Source organism: Pseudomonas sp. MWU12-2037 (assembly GCF_023242345.1).
GTDB lineage: Bacteria > Pseudomonadota > Gammaproteobacteria > Pseudomonadales > Pseudomonadaceae > Aquipseudomonas > Aquipseudomonas gingeri_D.
Map to the genome: position 1 here is coordinate 1 of NZ_JALLIZ010000032.1, position 16,996 is coordinate 16,996.

The window sequence follows — 16,996 nt, forward strand, 5'->3', positions numbered from 1 at the left end:
AGGGATAGTGATACTCCTCAGACCGCCATCGGCGCCGTCATCGGCGCATGGTGCTGGTAGCCTTCCAGTGAGAAATCCCCCGGTTCCACCAGCTCCAGCCACTCCGGCTGATAAACACCGGTCTTGGCAAACTCCGGCACACGGTCCGAAATCACCAGCTTCGGCATCGGGAACGGCTCGCGGGTCAGCTGCTCGTTGAGCATGTCCAGGTGGTTTTCATACACATGGGCATCACCGATGAAATAGGTGAACCAGCGCGGCGTATAACCGGTCAGGCGCCCGATCAGGCTCAGCAGTGCCGCGCCTTCGGTCAGGTTGAACGGCGTGCCCAACCCCAGATCATTCGAACGGATGTAGAGGGTCAGGGAAATCTCCTTGGTCTCCACATTCGGATGAAACTGATACAGCAAATGACACGGCGGCAAGGCCATTTCATCCAGCTGCGCACAGTTCCAGCCATGGAACAGAATCCGCCGGCTACCCGGATCCTTGATGATGGTGTCGACGCACTGGCGCACCTGGTCGATGGCCTTGTACAGCACCACATAGGCCTGGCCGTTTTCCTCGCCCTCGGCAATCCGCCGATAGCCCTGGCCCAGAGTCTGCTCGATGGCCGCCACATTGCTCTTGGCAATCTGCTTGTACGCCGGCCATTTACGCCATTGCACCCCATAGATCTCGCCCAGGTCGTCTTCGCCCTGGCGGAACGGGTTGGCCAGCCACTGGGCGTTTTCGTTGGCGTTCTGGTCCCAGACCTTGCAGCCCAGCGCACGGAATTCGGCGGCGTTGTTCACCCCACGAAGAAAACCGCACATCTCGCCAACGGCGGACTTGAAGGCCATCTTGCGGGTGGTGATCGCCGGGAAACCTTCCTGGAGGTCATAACGCAGCATGGCCCCGGGAAAACTGATGGTGTTCACACCGGTACGGTTGGCCTGCTTGGTGCCGTTCTTGATGACATGGGCGACCAGTTCGAGATATTGCTTCATGAGTTACCTGCATCCTTGAATACGGGGCCCGCGAGCCCCGATTCGAATTTAAAGCGCGGCGTCTTTCGCGGCCGGTGTAGTCGGGGCGCGGTGATAGGCGAACCACAGCAAGCCCAGGCCGCCGATGATCATCGGCAGGCTGAGGATCTGCCCCATGGTCACCCAGCCGAACGCCAGGTAGCCGAGCTGCGCATCTGGCACCCGGACGAACTCGACGACAAAACGGAAGATCCCGTAGAACAACGCGAACATGCCCGAAACCGCCATGGTCGGCCGCGGCTTGCGCGAGAACAACCAGAGGATCACGAACAGGGCCACGCCTTCCAGGGCGAACTGATACAGCTGCGACGGGTGACGCGGCAACTGGGCCGGGTCGCTGAACGGCGGAAAGATCATCGCCCACGGCAAGTCCGTCGGTTTGCCCCACAGCTCGGCGTTGATGAAATTGCCGATCCGCCCAGCACCCAGGCCGATCGGAACCATCGGCGCGACAAAGTCCATCAGTTGGAAGAACGACTTGCCGTTGCGCCGGCCAAACCACCAGGCCGCCACCATCACCCCGATAAAGCCGCCATGGAACGCCATGCCGCCCTTCCAGACCTCGAAGATCAGCGTCGGGTTGGCCAGGTAGGCGCTCAGATCGTAGAACAGCACATAACCCAGGCGCCCGCCGACAATCACGCCCATGGCCAGCCAGAAGATCAGGTCGGAGAGCTTTTCCTTGGTCCAGGTCGGATCGAAACGGTTCAGGCGCCGGGAGGCCAGCAGCCACGCACCGCCAATGCCGACCAGGTACATCAGGCCGTACCAGTGGATTTTCAGCGGGCCGATGGCCAGGGCCACCGGGTCAATCTGCGGGTAAGGCAGCATTGCAACTCCTCGATAGAGTAAAAATTCAGGGCCCGGCGAACAGCAATCGCCCGGGCCGGCGGGTCATGTTGCAACCGCGCCATTAAGCCAATATTGCGCCGGCATGACTGAACCGAGCCTGTGGCTCAGATCAGGAACTTCAGGCCGACAATGAACAACAGGCCGGCAAACAGCCGCTTGAGCAACAGCGGCGACAGTTGGTGCGCCAGTTGCACACCGAACCGAGCAAAAAACATACTGGTCAGGGCAATCCCGAGCAAGGCCGGCAAATAGATAAAGCCCAGGCTGTGGGCCGGCAACAATGGATCGTGCCAACCCAGGATCATGAAACTCAAGGTACTGGCCAGGGCAATCGGCAAGCCACAGGCCGAGGACGTCGCCACCGCCTGCTGCATCGGCACGCTGCGCCAGGTCAGGAACGGCACGGTCAGGGAGCCGCCGCCGATCCCGAAAATCGCCGAGGCCCAGCCGATCACCGCCCCCGCCAGGCCGAGGCCGAACTTGCCGGGCACGCTGCGGCTGGCCTTGGGCTTGAGGTTCAGCGCCATCTGTGCCGCCACCACCAGGGCGAACACGCCGATGATCTTCTGCAGGTGCGGGCCGGCGATAGCCTTGGCGGTCAAGGCGCCGAGGCCCGAGCCCAGCAGGATGCCCACGGCCATCCAGGCAAAGACCGGCCAGAGCACCGCGCCGCGCTTGTGATGCCCGCGAATGGTGTTGAACGAGGTGAAAATGATCGTCGCCAGGGACGTGCCCACCGCCAGGTGCGTGAGGATCAGCGGATCGAACCCTTGCAGGGTGAAACTGAACACCAGCACCGGGACGATAATGATCCCGCCGCCCACGCCGAACAGCCCGGCCAGCACGCCGGCGCAGGCCCCCAAGACCAGATAGAGCAGAAATTCCATGCGCGACCCCGCAAAACAAGTCCGGCATGGTAACGGAAGGCGGCACACGGCTCTACTGGATGGCGATGGATACCCTGCGTAGAGTGGGCAAAAACATCGAGGACCACCTGATGTGCCTGATTGTCTTTGCCTGGCGCCCGGGCCACGCCCAGCCGCTGATCGTCGCGGCCAACCGTGACGAATTTTATGCCCGACCAAGCCTGCCCCTGGCGCAATGGCCAGAAGCGCCGCAGGTGTATGCGGGGCGTGATCTGGAGGCGGGCGGGACCTGGCTGGGGATCGGGGCCCGGGGGCGCTTTGCGGCCTTGACCAATATCCGCAATCCGCACCAGCCGGTGGCCCGGCGCTCACGGGGGGAGTTGGTGGCGCGCTTTCTCACCGAAGGCCTGCCGATTGATGAGTATTTAGCCGAAATTCGCGCAAGATCGGCAGAATATGCCGGGTTCAACCTGCTCCTGGGAACAGCGGATGCGCTGTGGCATCTCAATTCCCACGAGGGTGAACCGCGCCAACTGGCGGAGGGTGTCTACGGGCTGTCCAATGCCGGGCTCGATACGCCCTGGCCGAAACTGCTCAAGGCCCGCGCGGCGCTGTCCTGGGAACTGGCGGATCCGCGACCGGAGGCGTTGCTGGCGATGCTCGGCGACCCGACGATCGCGCCGCTTGCCGATTTGCCGGACACCGGGGTGGGACAGGCAACCGAGAGCCTGCTGTCCAGCGTGTTTATCGCCAGCCCCAGCTACGGCACCCGGGCCAGCACGGTGCTGATCAGCCACGCCGATGGCACGCGCCATCTCATGGAGCGCAGCTTCGGGCCGTATGGCGGGCATCTGGGAGAGGTGGAGCTAAAGGTCTAGCTCCGCCCTCTCAATGCGTGACAGTCGGCACCACCATCCGTGACAGCCCGAGGTTCTTCAGCGCCAACTGCAAGGTACTGCGAATCACCTGCGGGTTGTCGATGGTCATCACCTGGGCCAGCAGTTCCTGGGCCTTGCTCAGATTGATCTGGCGCAGCATCCATTTCACCTTCGGCAGGTTGGTGGCGTTCATCGACAGGCTGTCAAAGCCCATCGCCATCAACAGCACCGCCGCCATCGGATCACCGGCCATCTCGCCGCAGATACTCACCGGCTTGCCTTCGGCATGGGCGTCACGCACCACGTTCTGTAAGGCTTGCAGCACCGCCGGGTGCAGGTAGTCATAAAGGTCCGCGACCCGTGGGTTGTTGCGGTCCACGGCCAGCAGGTACTGGGTCAGGTCGTTGGAGCCCACCGAGAGGAAGTCCACCTGCCGTGCCAATTCGCGGGTTTGATACACCGCTGCCGGAATCTCGATCATCACCCCCACCGGCGGCATCGGCACGTCGGTGCCTTCGTCGCGCACCTCGCCCCAGGCCCGGTGGATCAGGTGCAGCGCCTCTTCCATCTCGTGGATGCCCGAGATCATCGGCAGCAGGATCCGCAGGTTGTTCAGGCCCTCGCTGGCCTTGAGCATGGCCCGCGCCTGTACCAGGAAGATCTCCGGGTGGTCGAGGGTCACGCGGATACCGCGCCAGCCGAGGAACGGATTGTCTTCTTCAATCGGGAAATACGGCAGCGACTTGTCGCCGCCGATGTCCAGGCTGCGCATGGTCACCGGTTGCGGATGGAACGCCGACAACTGCTCGCGATAGATCGCCAGCTGTTCCTTCTCGCTCGGGAAACGCTGGTTGATCATGAACGGCACTTCGGTGCGGTACAGGCCGACACCTTCGGCCCCGCGCTGCTGCGCCCGGGCCACATCCGCCAGCAGGCCGGTGTTGACCCACAGCGGCATGCGATGGCCGTCCGGGGTCACGCACGGCAGCTCGCGCAAGGCGTCCAGGCCCTCGGACAGCTGGCGTTCTTCTTCCACCACACCGGCGTATTGCTTGCGCAGCACTTCGCTGGGGTTGGTAAACACCTCGCCACGGGCGCCGTCGACGATCATCTCGATGCCGTCGACCTTCGAATACGGCAGGTCCACCAGGCCCATGACGGTTGGAATGCCCATGGCCCGCGCCAGGATCGCCACGTGGGAGTTACCCGAACCCAGTACCGAGACCAGGCCCTTGAGCTTGCCTTCCGGTACTTCGCCGAGCATCGCCGCGGTCAGCTCTTCGCTGACCATGATGGTGTTGTCCGGGTAGACCAGGGCCTGCTGGCGCTCGGATTGCAGATAGGCCAGCAGCCGGCGTCCGAGGTCCTTGACGTCCGACGCACGCTCGCGCAGGTAGGCGTCGTCCATCAGTTCAAAACGGTTGACGTGATCGGTCACCACTTGGCGCAAGGCGCCCTGGGCCCATTGGCCGGTCTTGATCACGTTGGTGATTTCGCTGCCCAGGGAGGCATCGTCGAGCATCATCAGGTAGACGTCGAACAGTGCTCGCTCTTCCGGGCGCAGCTGGGTCGCGAGTTTGGCCGAGAGCGTGCGCATATCGGCGCGCACGCCTTCGATGGCGGTCTTGAACAGCGCCAGTTCGGCATCGATATCGGCGATCGCCTTGTCCGGCACCACGTCCAGGTCCGCCGGCGGCAACATGACCACCGCCGTACCCACCGCAGCACCCGGCGAACCCGGCACACCGATAAACTTGGCTTCCTGGATGCCCTTGCCTTCACGCCCCAGCCCGCGGATCGAACCGGTGGCCTCGGCATGGGCGATAACGCCGGCCAACTGGGCGCTCATGGTCACCAGGAAGGCTTCTTCGCCTTCGTCGAACTGGCGACGCTCTTTCTGCTGGATTACCAACACACCGACAACGCGGCGATGGTGGATGATCGGCGCGCCGAGGAAGGAGGCATAACGCTCCTCGCCGGTTTCGGCAAAGTAGCGATACCGCGGATGATCGGCGGCGTTTTCAAGGTTCAGCGGTTCTTCGCGCGTACCCACGAGGCCAACCAGACCTTCGTTCGGCGCCATGCTGACCTTGCCGATCGAGCGCTTGTTCAAGCCCTCGGTGGCCATCAGGACAAAGCGGTTGGTTTCGGGGTCCAGCAAATAGACCGAGCAGACCTGGCTGCCCATGGCCTCTTTGACGCGCAATACAATAATGCCCAACGCCGCCTTGAGATCCTTGGCGGCGTTAACTTCCTGGACGATCTTGCGCAGCGTATTGAGCATGGCTCGGGGTCGAACTCCGTGTCAGTCGCGCGCCAACAGGCGCGGGGCAAGCTCTTTGAGCGCGCGACGGTAGACCTCGCGCTTGAATGTCACCACCTGGCCCAACGGGTACCAATAGCTGACCCAACGCCAGCCATCGAACTCCGGTTTACCGGTCAAATCCATCCGCACCCGCTGCTCGTTGGAGAGCAGGCGCAGGAGAAACCATTTCTGCTTCTGGCCGATGCACAGCGGTTGGCTGTGGGTACGCACCAGGCGTTGCGGCAAACGATAGCGCAACCAGCCCCGGGTACAGGCCAAAATTTGCACATCTTCGCGTTCCAGGCCGACTTCTTCGTTCAATTCACGGTACAAAGCGTCTTCAGGCGTCTCGTCCGGGTTGATCCCGCCTTGCGGAAACTGCCATGCATCTTGATTGATGCGACGTGCCCAGAGGACCTGCCCAGCATCATTCGTCAGAATTATCCCGACATTAGGACGGAAACCATCGGGGTCGATCACGGCAACCACCTCGCAAACGCATGTCATCGCATTGTTCCACAAAGGTTGTGAAAGCAGCAACGAGCCTGCCTACCTTATGTGCACTCTTGTGAAAAGACCGTATTCTGGAGGCCTTTTTACAGGCTTATCAGCGAGTAACCGCAATGCGTCTGGCTTTATTCGACTTGGACAACACACTTTTGGGCGGCGACAGCGACCACGCCTGGGGCGATTACCTCTGCGAACGGGGGATTCTCGACCCGGTGGCCTATAAAACCCGCAACGACGAGTTCTACCAGGATTACCTGGCGGGCCGCCTGGACAACGCCGAGTATCTGAATTTCTGCCTGGAAATTCTCGGCCGTAGCGAGATGGCACAACTGGACGAGTGGCATCGCGATTATATGCGCGACTGCATCGAACCCATCGTGCTGCCCAAGGGCCTGGCGCTGCTGGCCCAGCACCGCGATGCCGGTGACAAGCTGGTGATCATCACCGCCACCAACCGTTTTGTCACGGCACCGATTGCCGCGCGGCTGGGGGTCGAGACCCTGATCGCCACCGAGTGCGAGATGATCGACGGCCGCTACAGCGGGCGCAGCACCGATATCCCCTGCTTTCGCGAGGGTAAGGTGACGCGCTTGAATCGCTGGTTGGAAGAAACCGGGCATGGCCTGGAGGACAGCTATTTCTATAGCGATTCGATGAATGACCTGCCGTTGCTGGAGCAGGTGGCCAATCCCGTGGCGGTGGATCCGGATCCGAATCTGCGGGCAGAAGCCGAGAAGCGTGGATGGCCGGTGATTACGCTGCGCGATTAACGCCTCACCACAATCCCCTGTCGGAGCCGGCTTGCTGGCGATGAGGCCCTTGAATCCTGCATCGCCCTTACGGCCGCCATCGCCAGCAAGCCGGCTCCTACAAGGTCCGTGCCTGGCTTTGGGGCTGTCAGATCAGGCCGGCTTGGCGACCATCAGATAGAAAATCGCCATAAACGACAAAAACGCCGGCCAGCCCAGCACAAACCACCAGCGCATATAGGTCTCGACCTGCATCGGCATCGCCGTGCCGTCACGCAAGGCCTGCTCGGCCATCCTGTGCACCCGGATCTGCAGCCAGACCACCGGCAGCCAGCAGATCCCCGCCAACACAAACAGGCCCAGGCTCCACATCAACCAGCCTTGCTGGATCGGCCAGCCCGCCAGGTACATCAGCCCCAGCCCACTCAATGGCTGGAACACCGCCGTAGTGGTGGTAAAAGCCCAATCGGCGAACACCAGGTGCTTGAAGGTCGCCGCAATCACCTCGACGTTGCCCGTGCGCCAGGCGCGCAAGGCGTAATACGCGGAACCGGCACCCAGGCCGAAAAGAATGGTGGAAGACAGGATATGCAGGGTTTTCAGCAGCAGGTAAGCACTCATCGACGCGGTTCGGTCCAAAGCAGCCAAAGGGTCGCCACCATCAGTACCAGATTCTTGGCGACGGCGGCATAAGGGTCAAACCAGTAGTGCGGCAGCACGAAGCTGATAATCAGGGTGTAGACCCCCATCAACAGCAATTGCGCCCGGAACGCCCACTTGCGCGTACGCCGGAACAACATCCCCAGGCCCAGCAGCCCGTCGCACAGCGACCCGGCGTAGACCGCGAACGCTGCGGAGTCCCCGCTTACCCCGGCCTCGGCCATGATCCGCAGGCTCCAGTCATAACCCGGCCCCAGGCAAACCACCGCCGTGCCCAGCCAGATCAACAGCATCACCGCCAGCAACAACGGTCGCAGTGCCGATTGGACACTCTGGCCGGCGTTCGGCCAGTCCTGCAGGCGAGTGGAGAGCGGCGCGGCGCGGTAACCACAGACCTCGGCCAGCGCCTCGGGACCGGCGACATTGTCACGCTGGGCCATGCGCAGGCTCTGGCGATTCAAGGCCTGCCAGCCCAGGCGCTCGCCCAGCCAGGCACCGGCCCGCGACAAGATCCCCGGCACCTTCACATACCGCGCAGGCCCCCAGCCCTGGGCCGCACGCAACTGATCGAGCACTTGCGCCAGGGTCAGCACTTGCGGCCCCACCAGCGGCAACACCTGGGAGTGCGCCGGCCAATGCCGCAGCAAGGCCAGCACGGCGGCGGACAAATCGTCGATATGCAGCGGTTGCAAGCGCGCTTGCAGGTCCAGCCAGGGGATCAGCGGCCAGGGCGACAGGCGCGCCAGACAGGCACTGCTGGCCCCGCCGGCCCCCAGCAGCAACGAGGGGCGCAGCACCACGGCCGGCACGCCGAGCGTCATCAGGTAATTATCCGCTGCCGCCTTGCTCGCCAGAAATGGCACATCCGGCTGCTCGCCGGCGCCCAGCGCGGAAATATGCAGCACCCGCACGCCACGGCGCGCCGCCAGGTCGAACAGCGCCCGGGTGCCCAGGTCCTGGGTCAGGCGCAGTGCCTGCTCATCAGTACTCAGCAACCCGGCGGCATTGATCAGCAGATCGATACCATGGGGCAGGATGAAATGCTTGGAGTCCTCGGCCAACCGATCCAGGTCGAGCACCTGCCATTCGACCCCCGGTAGCGAGCGCAGGTGATGATCACGGCTGGTGGCGATCACTTCGTGACCGGCGGCACTCAACGCCGCCAGCAAATGGCGGCCGACGAACCCCGTGGCCCCCACCAGAAGCACCTTCATGGCAAATCCCCGGCCTGACGGCTTAAACCGGTTTCGCGCCCATCAGGCCCGCAATAGCGACAAAACCGACAACCGTGAAAATCGCCAGGGCCAGCGTAAACCCTGGATGCCGCGCCGTGATACCACGGCGCAGGCGATTGAGACGGACCACCAGCCACACCCAACTCAGGGTACACAGGGTGTAGAGCACACTCGAACCCAGCAGCCAGGTCTGACCCAACGGCCAACCGGACAGGTGCACCAACCACCAGCCACTGACCGGCAGCACGGCCAGGCACAGCGCCATCAGCCCCCAAACGAAGAACCAGGGACGCTGCAAAGTGTGATTTTGAATGGCTGTATCGCCGGCACGGCGTCCGCGCCAAAGCCTGATCGTCACCGCCAGCGCGCTGCCCAGCAAAAGCACCGGCGCCGCACCGTGTAGCAGTTTCAAGGCAGTGAGGGTTTCCATTTCATCGTTTCCTTGGTTTTACGATCAACTTTCGAGCAGCAATCAGATGCAGAGTCGAACACATCCCGTGTAGGAGCATGGCTTGCCAGCGAAGGGGCCCATGAGAGCGTCAAAAGCTTCGCTGGCAAGCCAGGCTCCTACAAGGTTACGCGGTGCCTTTCAGAATGGAACCTGCCCATCAGCTTAGCAGCCATCCACCGTGTTTCAGCCGAGGAACAACCGATACGCCGGGTTATCGCTTTCATCCCAATACGGGTAGCCGATTTCCGCCAGGGCCGCCGGCACCAGATGACGCTCTTCCTCCGGCACCTGCAGGCCCGCGACCACCCGGCCATCAGCGGCACCATGGTTACGGTAATGGAACATCGAGATATTCCAGCGCCCGCCCAGCTTGTTGAGGAAGTTGAACAACGCCCCCGGGCGCTCCGGGAATTCGAAGCGCAGCACCATCTCGTCACTGACACGGGCCGCATGGCCACCGACCATATGACGGATATGCAACTTGGCCAGCTCGTTGTCGGTCAGGTCCAGCACCGGGAAGCCCTGGCCGGTCAGGCTGTCGATCAGGGCACTGCGCGGATCGCTGTCGGGGTGGGTTTGCACGCCGACGAAAATATGCGCTTCGTGGCCGGTGTGATAACGGTAATTGAATTCGGTGATCTGACGCTTGCCGATGGCTTCGCAGAACGCCTTGAAACTGCCCGGCCGCTCCGGAATGGTCACGGCGATAATCGCTTCGCGCCCTTCGCCCAACTCGGCACGCTCGGCCACATGGCGCAGGCGGTCAAAGTTGACGTTGGCGCCGGAGTCGATGGCCACCAGGGTCTGCCCGGTGATCTTGCGCGATTCGACGTACTTCTTGATCCCGGCCACGCCCAAAGCGCCGGCAGGCTCGGTGATCGAGCGGGTATCGTCGTAGATATCCTTGATCGCGGCGCAGATCTCGTCGGTACTGACGGTGATCACCTCGTCGACATAGTCCTTGCAGATATCGAAGGTGTGCTGGCCGATCTGCGCCACGGCCACGCCGTCGGCGAACAACCCCACGGTGGACAGGATCACCCGCTCGCCGGCGGCCATGGCCTGCTGCAGACAGTTGGAGTCATCCGGCTCGACGCCGATCACCTTGATCTCCGGCCGCAGGTACTTCACATAGGCCGCGATCCCGGAAATCAAGCCGCCGCCACCGACCGGAACGAAGATCGCATCCAACGGGCCCGGATGCTGGCGCAGAATCTCCATCGCCACGGTGCCCTGCCCGGCAATGGTGTGCGGATCATCGTAGGGGTGGATATAGACGTAGCCTTTTTCCTCGACCAGCCGCAGGGAATGGGCCAGGGCTTCGGCGAAAGAGTCGCCATGCAACACCACTTTGCCGCCCCGGGAGCGGACGCCTTCGATCTTGATTTCCGGCGTGGTCTTGGGCATCACGATGGTGGCCTTGACCCCCAGCACCTTGGCCGCCAGGGCCAGGCCCTGGGCATGGTTGCCCGCCGATGCCGTGACCACGCCACGGGCGCGCTCGGCCTCGCTAAGCTGGGTCAGCTTGTTGTAGGCACCGCGAATCTTGAAGGAAAACACCGGCTGCAAATCTTCGCGCTTGAGCCAGACCTTGTTGCCCAGCCGCTCGGAGAGCTGGCGAGCGGTCTGCAACGGGGTTTCCACGGCAACGTCGTAGACGCGCGAGGTGAGGATCTTCTTGACGTACTGTTCAAGCATCGGAAGGCATCGCTGGCGGGTGTGGACAGGGACCGAGGAGTCTAACCCAGCGCTTGCGGCAACGACCACAGGGTTCCTGAGGTTTTATTGCCCGTGCCTGCGGCCAAACGGACAATGACCTTCCCCGCCCCGACGCTTATAATGCCGGCCTTTCGCACACCCCCTGCCCGCTTTCGGAGCCCGCATGACCCAGGATCAACTCAAACAGGCCGTGGCCCAAGCCGCTGTCGACTTCATCCTTCCCAAGCTCGATGACAAAAGCGTGATCGGCGTGGGCACCGGCTCCACCGCCAACTGCTTTATCGACGCCTTGGCGCAACACAAGGGCGCCTTCGACGGCGCGGTCGCCAGCTCCGAAGCCACCGCCGCGCGCCTCAAGGGCCACGGGATTCCGGTCTATGAGCTGAACACCGTCAGCGATCTGGAGTTCTATATCGACGGCGCCGACGAAAGCGACGAACACCTGAACCTGATCAAGGGCGGCGGCGCGGCCCTGACCCGCGAGAAGATCGTCGCGGCCGTGGCCAAGACTTTTATCTGCATCGCCGACGGCAGCAAGCTGGTCCCGGTGCTCGGCGCTTTCCCGCTGCCGGTCGAAGTGATCCCCATGGCCCGCAGCCATGTGGCGCGCCAGTTGGTGAAACTGGGGGGTGATCCGGTGTATCGCGAGGGCGTGTTGACCGATAACGGCAACATCATTCTGGATGTGCACAACCTGCAGATCACCAACCCGGTGGAGCTGGAAAGCCAGATCAATGCGATTGTCGGCGTGGTCACCAACGGCCTGTTCGCGGCGCGTCCGGCGGACCTGCTGCTGCTGGGCACCAGCGAAGGCGTGAAGACCCTCAAGGCCTGATGCAAGCACCGCCCCCCCCTGTAGGAGCGAGCTTGCTCGCGATGGGCGTTAACGATAACGCGGGGCGCCTGGTGCCCCACGGTGTCTGTGCCATCATCGCGAGCAAGCTCGCTCCTACAGGGAGGGGCGTCGGGATTAACGGACGCTGCTGGTGAAGCTGCTGGCGCCCGACAATTCCAGTACCAGCTCATCTCCGGCATTCAACGGACCGACACCCACTGGCGTACCGGTCAGGATCACGTCACCGGCCTGCAGCGAGAAACACGCCGCCATGTACTGAATCATCGGCACGATCGGGTTGAGCATGTCGCTGCTGATCCCGTCCTGGCGAACCTGACCGTTGATGGTCAGGCGAATGCCGATCTGGGTCAGGTCCGGGAAGGTACTCCCCACCACGAACGGCGACAGCACGCAGGCACCGTCGAACGACTTGGCGACTTCCCAGGGCAGGCCCTTGCTCTTCAGCTCCGCCTGCTTGTCGCGCAAGGTCAGGTCCAATGCCGGCGCAAACCCGGAAATGGCATCCAGAACCTCTTCAACACTCGGCTTGTTGGACAGCGGCTTGCCGATCAACACGGCAATCTCGGCCTCGTAATGCACCGAACCACGGTCCACCGGAATGCTGAAACCACCCTCGATCGGCACCACGCAGCTGCCCGGCTTGATAAACAGCAACGGCTCGGTCGGCACCGGATTGTCCAGTTCCTTGGCGTGCTCGGCGTAATTACGGCCGATGCATACCACCTTGCCGAGAGGAAAGTGAATACGGGTACCGTCGACATACTGGTGCTGATAGCTCATGACTGACTCCTGGTCTTTGTCATCAGTGACTTCTGGTTCAAACCGCGAAGATCTTGCCCGGGTTCATGATCCCGTTCGGATCGAACACCGCCTTGATCGCTTTCATGTATTCAATTTCAACCGGGGAACGGCTGTAGGTCAGGTAATCGCGCTTGGTCATGCCCACGCCGTGTTCGGCGGAGATCGAACCGTTGTACTTCTCGACGGTTTCGAACACCCACTTGTTCACGGTAGCGCACTTGGCAAAGAACTCGTCCTTGCTCAGGTTTTCCGGCTTGAGGATGTTCAGGTGCAGGTTGCCGTCGCCGATGTGACCGAACCAGACGATTTCAAAGTCCGGGTAGTATTCGCCGACGATGGCGTCGATTTCCTTGAGGAACGCCGGCACTTTCGACACAGTGACCGAAATGTCGTTCTTGTACGGCGTCCAGTGGGAAATGGTCTCGGAGATGTACTCGCGCAGCTTCCAGAGGTTCTGCAACTGGGTTTCGCTCTGACTCATCACGCCGTCCAGCACCCAACCCTGCTCGACACAGTGCTCGAAGGTTTCCAGGGCGTGGTTGGCCACTTCTTCAGTGGTCGCCTCGAATTCCAGCAGGGCGTAGAACGGACAGTCGGTTTCGAACGGCGCCGGCACGTCGCCACGGCCGAGGACCTTGGCCAGGGCCTTGTCGGAGAAAAATTCGAAGGCGGTCAGGTCCAGCTTGCCCTGGAACGCGTGCAGCACCGGCATGATCGAGTCGAAATCCGGGGTGCCGAGGACCATGCAGGTCAGGTTCTTCGGCGCGCGGTCCAGGCGCATGGTGGCTTCGACCACAAAACCCAGGGTGCCCTCGGCGCCGATAAACAGCTGGCGCAGGTCGTAGCCGGTGGCGTTCTTGATCAGGTCCTTGTTCAGTTCCAGCACATCGCCCTTGCCGGTCACCACCTTCATGCCGGCCACCCAGTTGCGGGTCATGCCGTAGCGAATCACCTTGATCCCGCCGGCATTGGTGCCGATATTGCCGCCAATCTGGCTGGAACCGGCCGAAGCGAAGTCCACCGGGTAGTACAAGCCCTTTTCTTCGGCCACGTTCTGCAAGTGCTCGGTGACCACGCCCGGCTGGCAAACCGCGGTGCGGTCGGTCAGGTTGATGTCCAGCACCTGGTTCATATAGTCGAAGGACACCACCACTTCACCGTTGGCCGCCACGGCCGCGGCGGACAGCCCGGTACGACCGCCCGATGGCACCAGCGCGACCTTGTGCTGGTTGGCCCAGCGCACGATGGCCTGGACCTGTTCGGTGGTCTTCGGGAAGACGATGGCCGTCGGCGCGGGCGCGAAATGCTTGGTCCAATCCTTCCCGTAAGCATTCAGGGAGTCAGCATCGGTCAGGACCTTACCAGGCTCAACCAGGGTCTTCAGCTCATCAATCAGGGCAGGATGGGTCATCGACAGAACTCTCGAACAATTCATGGTCATCCTGAGGACGCTTCACGTCGCAGAATGAGTGTTTGCGGGTCGCATATGCTAGCATACGCCCCCCGCAGAAGCGTGCTATCAGGCCGATCTGCGGTGCCGGCGATCACGCCGCGCGGTCAGCTCAAGCTGTCCATTTCCCTGCCATTTTTCTCCGGGACACAGGTTTACGCAGATGAGCAAGACTTCTCTCGATAAGAGCAAGATCAAGTTCCTTCTTCTCGAAGGCGTCCACCAATCCGCCGTGGACGTCCTCAAGGCCTCCGGGTACGTCAATATCGAGTACCTGACTGGCTCCTTGCCAGAAGCCCAGTTGAAGGAAAAGATCGCCGATGCCCACTTCATCGGCATTCGCTCGCGCACCCAACTGACCGAAGACATCTTCGAACACGCGAAGAAACTCGTCGCTGTCGGTTGTTTCTGCATCGGCACCAACCAGGTCGACCTCAACGCGGCTCGCGAGCGCGGCATCGCCGTGTTCAACGCCCCGTACTCCAACACCCGCTCCGTTGCCGAGCTGGTGCTGGCCGAAGCGATCCTGTTGCTGCGCGGCATTCCCGAGAAGAACGCTTCCTGCCATCGCGGTGGCTGGATCAAGAGCGCGGCCAACTCCTTCGAAATCCGCGGCAAGAAGCTGGGGATCATCGGTTACGGCTCGATCGGCACGCAGTTGTCGGTTCTGGCCGAAGGCCTGGGCATGCAGGTGTTCTTCTACGACACCCTGACCAAGCTGCCGCTGGGCAACGCCACCCAGGTCTCGAACCTGACCGACCTGCTGGGCATGTCCGACATCGTCACCCTGCACGTTCCGGAAACCGCCGAGACCCAGTGGATGATCGGTGAGAAGGAAATCCGCGCAATCAAGAAAGGCGGGATCCTGATCAACGCCGCGCGCGGCACCGTGGTCGAGCTGGACGCCCTGGCGAACGCGATCAAGGACAAGCACCTGATCGGCGCGGCCATCGATGTCTTCCCGGTGGAGCCACGCTCCAACGACGAAGAGTTCGAAAGCCCGCTGCGTGGCCTGGACAACGTGATCCTGACCCCGCACATCGGTGGCTCGACCGCCGAAGCCCAGGCCAACATCGGTCTGGAAGTGGCGGAAAAGCTGGTCAAGTACAGCGACAACGGTACCTCGGTATCGTCCGTGAACTTCCCTGAAGTGGCCTTGCCGGCTCACCCAGGCAAGCATCGCCTGCTGCACATCCACCAGAACATCCCGGGTGTGATGAGCGAAATCAACAAGGTCTTCGCGGAAAACGGCATTAACATCTCCGGTCAGTTCCTGCAGACCAACGAGAAAGTCGGTTACGTGGTGATCGACGTCGACGCCGAGTACTCGGACCTGGCGCAAGAGAAGCTGCAACACATCAACGGCACCATCCGGTCCCGCGTGTTGTTCTAAGCCTCAAGCGCTGGACGAAAAAAGGGAGGCCTGCGAGGGCCTCCCTTTTTTTCTGACACGGATTTACTTCACGTTGACGGTGATGACTTTCGAGGCGACGGTCGGATTGAACTGCATATGCCCCTTGTCACCCGCCACCAGTTGCAAGGTGTGCTTGCCCGGGGTCAGGGTCAGCTGGGTTTCGGTCTGGGCCTTGCCGTAGTGGATCACGGTGTCGGTCGCCGGAATCGGCAGGGCCGGGTCCGGCAGGGCCTTCTGGTCGACCAGCAGGTGGTGGTGACCGGAGCCTGGCGTTTCGTCACCGGCCGGCTTGAGCACCAGTCCCTTCATGCCGAACTTGACCGTGAAGGTCTTGTCGACCGTGGCGCCGTTTTTCGGCGAAACGATAAAGACCTTGGCGTCCTTGGGCGCCGCAATACGCGGAAGATCATCCGCAACCGCCAGCATCGAAGAACCCAGCAAAACAGTAGCCAACGCAACACGAGACACTAAGGTTTTCATTAACTTCTCCAGTTTTCCGCAATTTCAGTACGGTTATGACAACTTTGTGGCGATTTGTGGTCCAAGGCACTCAATAACATAGCAAAGCGTGCCTGAACGGCGCGGTACATATTTGTATTCCAATTCGGGAGCGACCATGGGTTTTCTGCCTGGCCTATTACTTTTACTGCCTTTCGTCAGCCCTTTCGTCCAGGCTGAACTGATTGATGACGTCAACGACCGGGGCGAGTTGCGCATTGCCCTGGAAGGCGACATGCGACCCTTCGGCTTTACCGAAGACGGGCGCCTGACCGGCTTCGAAGTCGAACTGGGCGAACAACTGGCCCGGGAACTCGACGTGCAGGCCTCGTTTGTCCCCACCGACGTCACCGACCTGCTGCAAGGCGTCGAGAGTGGAAAGTACGATGTCGCCATCAACCACATGCCTATGACTGCAGAACTGAGAAAACGTTACGACTTCAGCGAGCCTTATGGTTATCCCAGCATGAAATGGATCACACACCGGGAAGAACCGCCGACACAGATCCCCTTCGCCATGCGCGACAGCTCGCTACCACTGGTTCCGGAGGACTCCGACGGGCCGACAGTGGCCCTGGCGATTCCGTTTCAGAAGGGTAACCCGGCGTTCCAGGCAAGCCTGGACAATGCGCTGCAGCGCATGAAGGCGGACGGGCGCCTCGCGGCGCTCTCAAAGAAGTGGTTCGGGATAGATGCGACTCAGCCGCCGAAGCCGTGAGCCAGC

17 protein-coding genes are annotated in these 16,996 nt (G+C 61.9%); 5 read left to right on the forward strand and 12 right to left on the reverse strand.

All coding sequences use genetic code 11. The annotated features are described in order from the left end of the window. Nucleotides 1–17 precede the first annotated feature (17 nt). From M5B42_RS31245 to M5B42_RS31255, 3 genes are all read right to left on the reverse strand, one after another. Entirely contained in the window at nucleotides 18–989 is a 972-nt protein-coding gene (locus tag M5B42_RS31245) for a thymidylate synthase (protein ID WP_177100952.1), read from the reverse strand. A 48-nt stretch (nucleotides 990–1,037) separates the two neighbouring features. After that, entirely contained in the window at nucleotides 1,038–1,859 is an 822-nt protein-coding gene (gene lgt, locus M5B42_RS31250; protein ID WP_103497949.1) for a prolipoprotein diacylglyceryl transferase, read from the reverse strand. 125 nt (nucleotides 1,860–1,984) lie between these two features. Next, nucleotides 1,985–2,767, reverse strand: a complete 783-nt coding sequence (locus tag M5B42_RS31255) for a sulfite exporter TauE/SafE family protein (protein ID WP_248747983.1) — start codon at nucleotides 2,765–2,767, stop codon at nucleotides 1,985–1,987. 110 nt (nucleotides 2,768–2,877) lie between these two features. Between M5B42_RS31255 and M5B42_RS31260 the strand changes: the two genes are divergently transcribed. Further along, nucleotides 2,878–3,624, forward strand: coding sequence for an NRDE family protein (locus M5B42_RS31260; protein WP_248747995.1), 747 nt, complete (start codon nucleotides 2,878–2,880; stop codon nucleotides 3,622–3,624). 10 nt (nucleotides 3,625–3,634) lie between these two features. On the opposite strand, the gene ptsP is transcribed toward M5B42_RS31260, so the two are convergent. Further along, the gene (gene ptsP, locus M5B42_RS31265) at nucleotides 3,635–5,908 is read right to left on the reverse strand and encodes a phosphoenolpyruvate--protein phosphotransferase (protein ID WP_100942022.1); all 2,274 of its coding nucleotides are present in this window, start codon (nucleotides 5,906–5,908) and stop codon (nucleotides 3,635–3,637) included. A gap of 21 nt (nucleotides 5,909–5,929) precedes the next feature. Next, entirely contained in the window at nucleotides 5,930–6,409 is a 480-nt protein-coding gene (locus M5B42_RS31270) for an RNA pyrophosphohydrolase (RefSeq protein ID WP_040071746.1), read from the reverse strand. Nucleotides 6,410–6,552: 143 nt separating this feature from the next. Here M5B42_RS31270 and M5B42_RS31275 point away from each other — a divergent pair, with 143 nt between their 5' ends. Next, nucleotides 6,553–7,209 (forward strand): HAD family hydrolase, encoded by a 657-nt coding sequence (locus tag M5B42_RS31275; protein ID WP_103497951.1) that lies wholly within the window; start codon nucleotides 6,553–6,555, stop codon nucleotides 7,207–7,209. Between the two features lie 132 nt (nucleotides 7,210–7,341). Here the strand turns inward: M5B42_RS31275 and M5B42_RS31280 are convergent, their stop codons facing one another. The 4 genes from M5B42_RS31280 to ilvA form a co-directional block, all read right to left on the reverse strand. After that, nucleotides 7,342–7,809: a DUF2269 domain-containing protein gene (locus tag M5B42_RS31280; RefSeq protein WP_248747984.1), complete on the reverse strand. Its 468-nt coding sequence runs from the start codon at nucleotides 7,807–7,809 to the stop codon at nucleotides 7,342–7,344. Then, nucleotides 7,806–9,062 (reverse strand): SDR family oxidoreductase, encoded by a 1,257-nt coding sequence (locus M5B42_RS31285; RefSeq protein WP_248747985.1) that lies wholly within the window; start codon nucleotides 9,060–9,062, stop codon nucleotides 7,806–7,808. The genes M5B42_RS31280 and M5B42_RS31285 overlap by 4 nt, the downstream gene beginning before the upstream one ends. A 22-nt stretch (nucleotides 9,063–9,084) precedes the next feature. After that, nucleotides 9,085–9,513, reverse strand: coding sequence for a DUF2269 family protein (locus tag M5B42_RS31290; protein ID WP_103497954.1), 429 nt, complete (start codon nucleotides 9,511–9,513; stop codon nucleotides 9,085–9,087). Nucleotides 9,514–9,717: 204 nt separating this feature from the next. Then, the gene (ilvA, locus tag M5B42_RS31295; RefSeq protein ID WP_103497955.1) at nucleotides 9,718–11,301 is read right to left on the reverse strand and encodes a threonine ammonia-lyase, biosynthetic; all 1,584 of its coding nucleotides are present in this window, start codon (nucleotides 11,299–11,301) and stop codon (nucleotides 9,718–9,720) included. A gap of 115 nt (nucleotides 11,302–11,416) precedes the next feature. Between ilvA and rpiA the strand changes: the two genes are divergently transcribed. After that, nucleotides 11,417–12,088: a ribose-5-phosphate isomerase RpiA gene (gene rpiA / locus M5B42_RS31300; RefSeq protein ID WP_103497956.1), complete on the forward strand. Its 672-nt coding sequence runs from the start codon at nucleotides 11,417–11,419 to the stop codon at nucleotides 12,086–12,088. A 135-nt stretch (nucleotides 12,089–12,223) separates the two neighbouring features. Here the strand turns inward: rpiA and M5B42_RS31305 are convergent, their stop codons facing one another. Beyond that, on the reverse strand, nucleotides 12,224–12,889 hold the full coding sequence (locus M5B42_RS31305) for a fumarylacetoacetate hydrolase family protein (protein WP_248747986.1): 666 nt from the start codon (nucleotides 12,887–12,889) through the stop codon (nucleotides 12,224–12,226). A 37-nt stretch (nucleotides 12,890–12,926) separates the two neighbouring features. After that, nucleotides 12,927–14,321 carry an FAD-binding oxidoreductase gene (locus M5B42_RS31310; protein ID WP_152736772.1) on the reverse strand — a complete coding sequence of 465 codons (1,395 nt, stop codon included), beginning with the start codon at nucleotides 14,319–14,321 and terminating at the stop codon, nucleotides 12,927–12,929. Nucleotides 14,322–14,523: 202 nt separating this feature from the next. On the opposite strand from M5B42_RS31310, the gene serA reads away from it, so the two are divergent. Beyond that, entirely contained in the window at nucleotides 14,524–15,753 is a 1,230-nt protein-coding gene (serA, locus tag M5B42_RS31315) for a phosphoglycerate dehydrogenase (protein WP_103497959.1), read from the forward strand. Nucleotides 15,754–15,816: 63 nt separating this feature from the next. Here the strand turns inward: serA and M5B42_RS31320 are convergent, their stop codons facing one another. Continuing rightward, nucleotides 15,817–16,254 carry a DUF4399 domain-containing protein gene (locus M5B42_RS31320; protein WP_103497960.1) on the reverse strand — a complete coding sequence of 146 codons (438 nt, stop codon included), beginning with the start codon at nucleotides 16,252–16,254 and terminating at the stop codon, nucleotides 15,817–15,819. A 136-nt stretch (nucleotides 16,255–16,390) separates the two neighbouring features. Between M5B42_RS31320 and M5B42_RS31325 the strand changes: the two genes are divergently transcribed. Continuing rightward, the gene (locus M5B42_RS31325) at nucleotides 16,391–16,990 is read left to right on the forward strand and encodes a transporter substrate-binding domain-containing protein (RefSeq protein WP_103497961.1); all 600 of its coding nucleotides are present in this window, start codon (nucleotides 16,391–16,393) and stop codon (nucleotides 16,988–16,990) included. The last annotated feature ends 6 nt before the right edge of the window (nucleotides 16,991–16,996 follow it).

What these genes read in the sequence shown, in the direction of transcription:
- M5B42_RS31245 (WP_177100952.1), bottom strand. Translation starts at nt 989, where the DNA reads ATGAAGCAATATCTCGAACTGGTCGCCCATGTCATCAAGAACGGCACC.
- lgt (WP_103497949.1), bottom strand. Translation starts at nt 1,859, where the DNA reads ATGCTGCCTTACCCGCAGATTGACCCGGTGGCCCTGGCCATCGGCCCG.
- M5B42_RS31255 (WP_248747983.1), bottom strand. Translation starts at nt 2,767, where the DNA reads ATGGAATTTCTGCTCTATCTGGTCTTGGGGGCCTGCGCCGGCGTGCTG.
- M5B42_RS31260 (WP_248747995.1), top strand. Translation starts at nt 2,878, where the DNA reads ATGTGCCTGATTGTCTTTGCCTGGCGCCCGGGCCACGCCCAGCCGCTG.
- ptsP (WP_100942022.1), bottom strand. Translation starts at nt 5,908, where the DNA reads ATGCTCAATACGCTGCGCAAGATCGTCCAGGAAGTTAACGCCGCCAAG.
- M5B42_RS31275 (WP_103497951.1), top strand. Translation starts at nt 6,553, where the DNA reads ATGCGTCTGGCTTTATTCGACTTGGACAACACACTTTTGGGCGGCGAC.
- M5B42_RS31280 (WP_248747984.1), bottom strand. Translation starts at nt 7,809, where the DNA reads ATGAGTGCTTACCTGCTGCTGAAAACCCTGCATATCCTGTCTTCCACC.
- M5B42_RS31285 (WP_248747985.1), bottom strand. Translation starts at nt 9,062, where the DNA reads ATGAAGGTGCTTCTGGTGGGGGCCACGGGGTTCGTCGGCCGCCATTTG.
- M5B42_RS31290 (WP_103497954.1), bottom strand. Translation starts at nt 9,513, where the DNA reads ATGGAAACCCTCACTGCCTTGAAACTGCTACACGGTGCGGCGCCGGTG.
- rpiA (WP_103497956.1), top strand. Translation starts at nt 11,417, where the DNA reads ATGACCCAGGATCAACTCAAACAGGCCGTGGCCCAAGCCGCTGTCGAC.
- M5B42_RS31305 (WP_248747986.1), bottom strand. Translation starts at nt 12,889, where the DNA reads ATGAGCTATCAGCACCAGTATGTCGACGGTACCCGTATTCACTTTCCT.
- M5B42_RS31310 (WP_152736772.1), bottom strand. Translation starts at nt 14,321, where the DNA reads ATGACCCATCCTGCCCTGATTGATGAGCTGAAGACCCTGGTTGAGCCT.
- serA (WP_103497959.1), top strand. Translation starts at nt 14,524, where the DNA reads ATGAGCAAGACTTCTCTCGATAAGAGCAAGATCAAGTTCCTTCTTCTC.
- M5B42_RS31320 (WP_103497960.1), bottom strand. Translation starts at nt 16,254, where the DNA reads ATGAAAACCTTAGTGTCTCGTGTTGCGTTGGCTACTGTTTTGCTGGGT.
- M5B42_RS31325 (WP_103497961.1), top strand. Translation starts at nt 16,391, where the DNA reads ATGGGTTTTCTGCCTGGCCTATTACTTTTACTGCCTTTCGTCAGCCCT.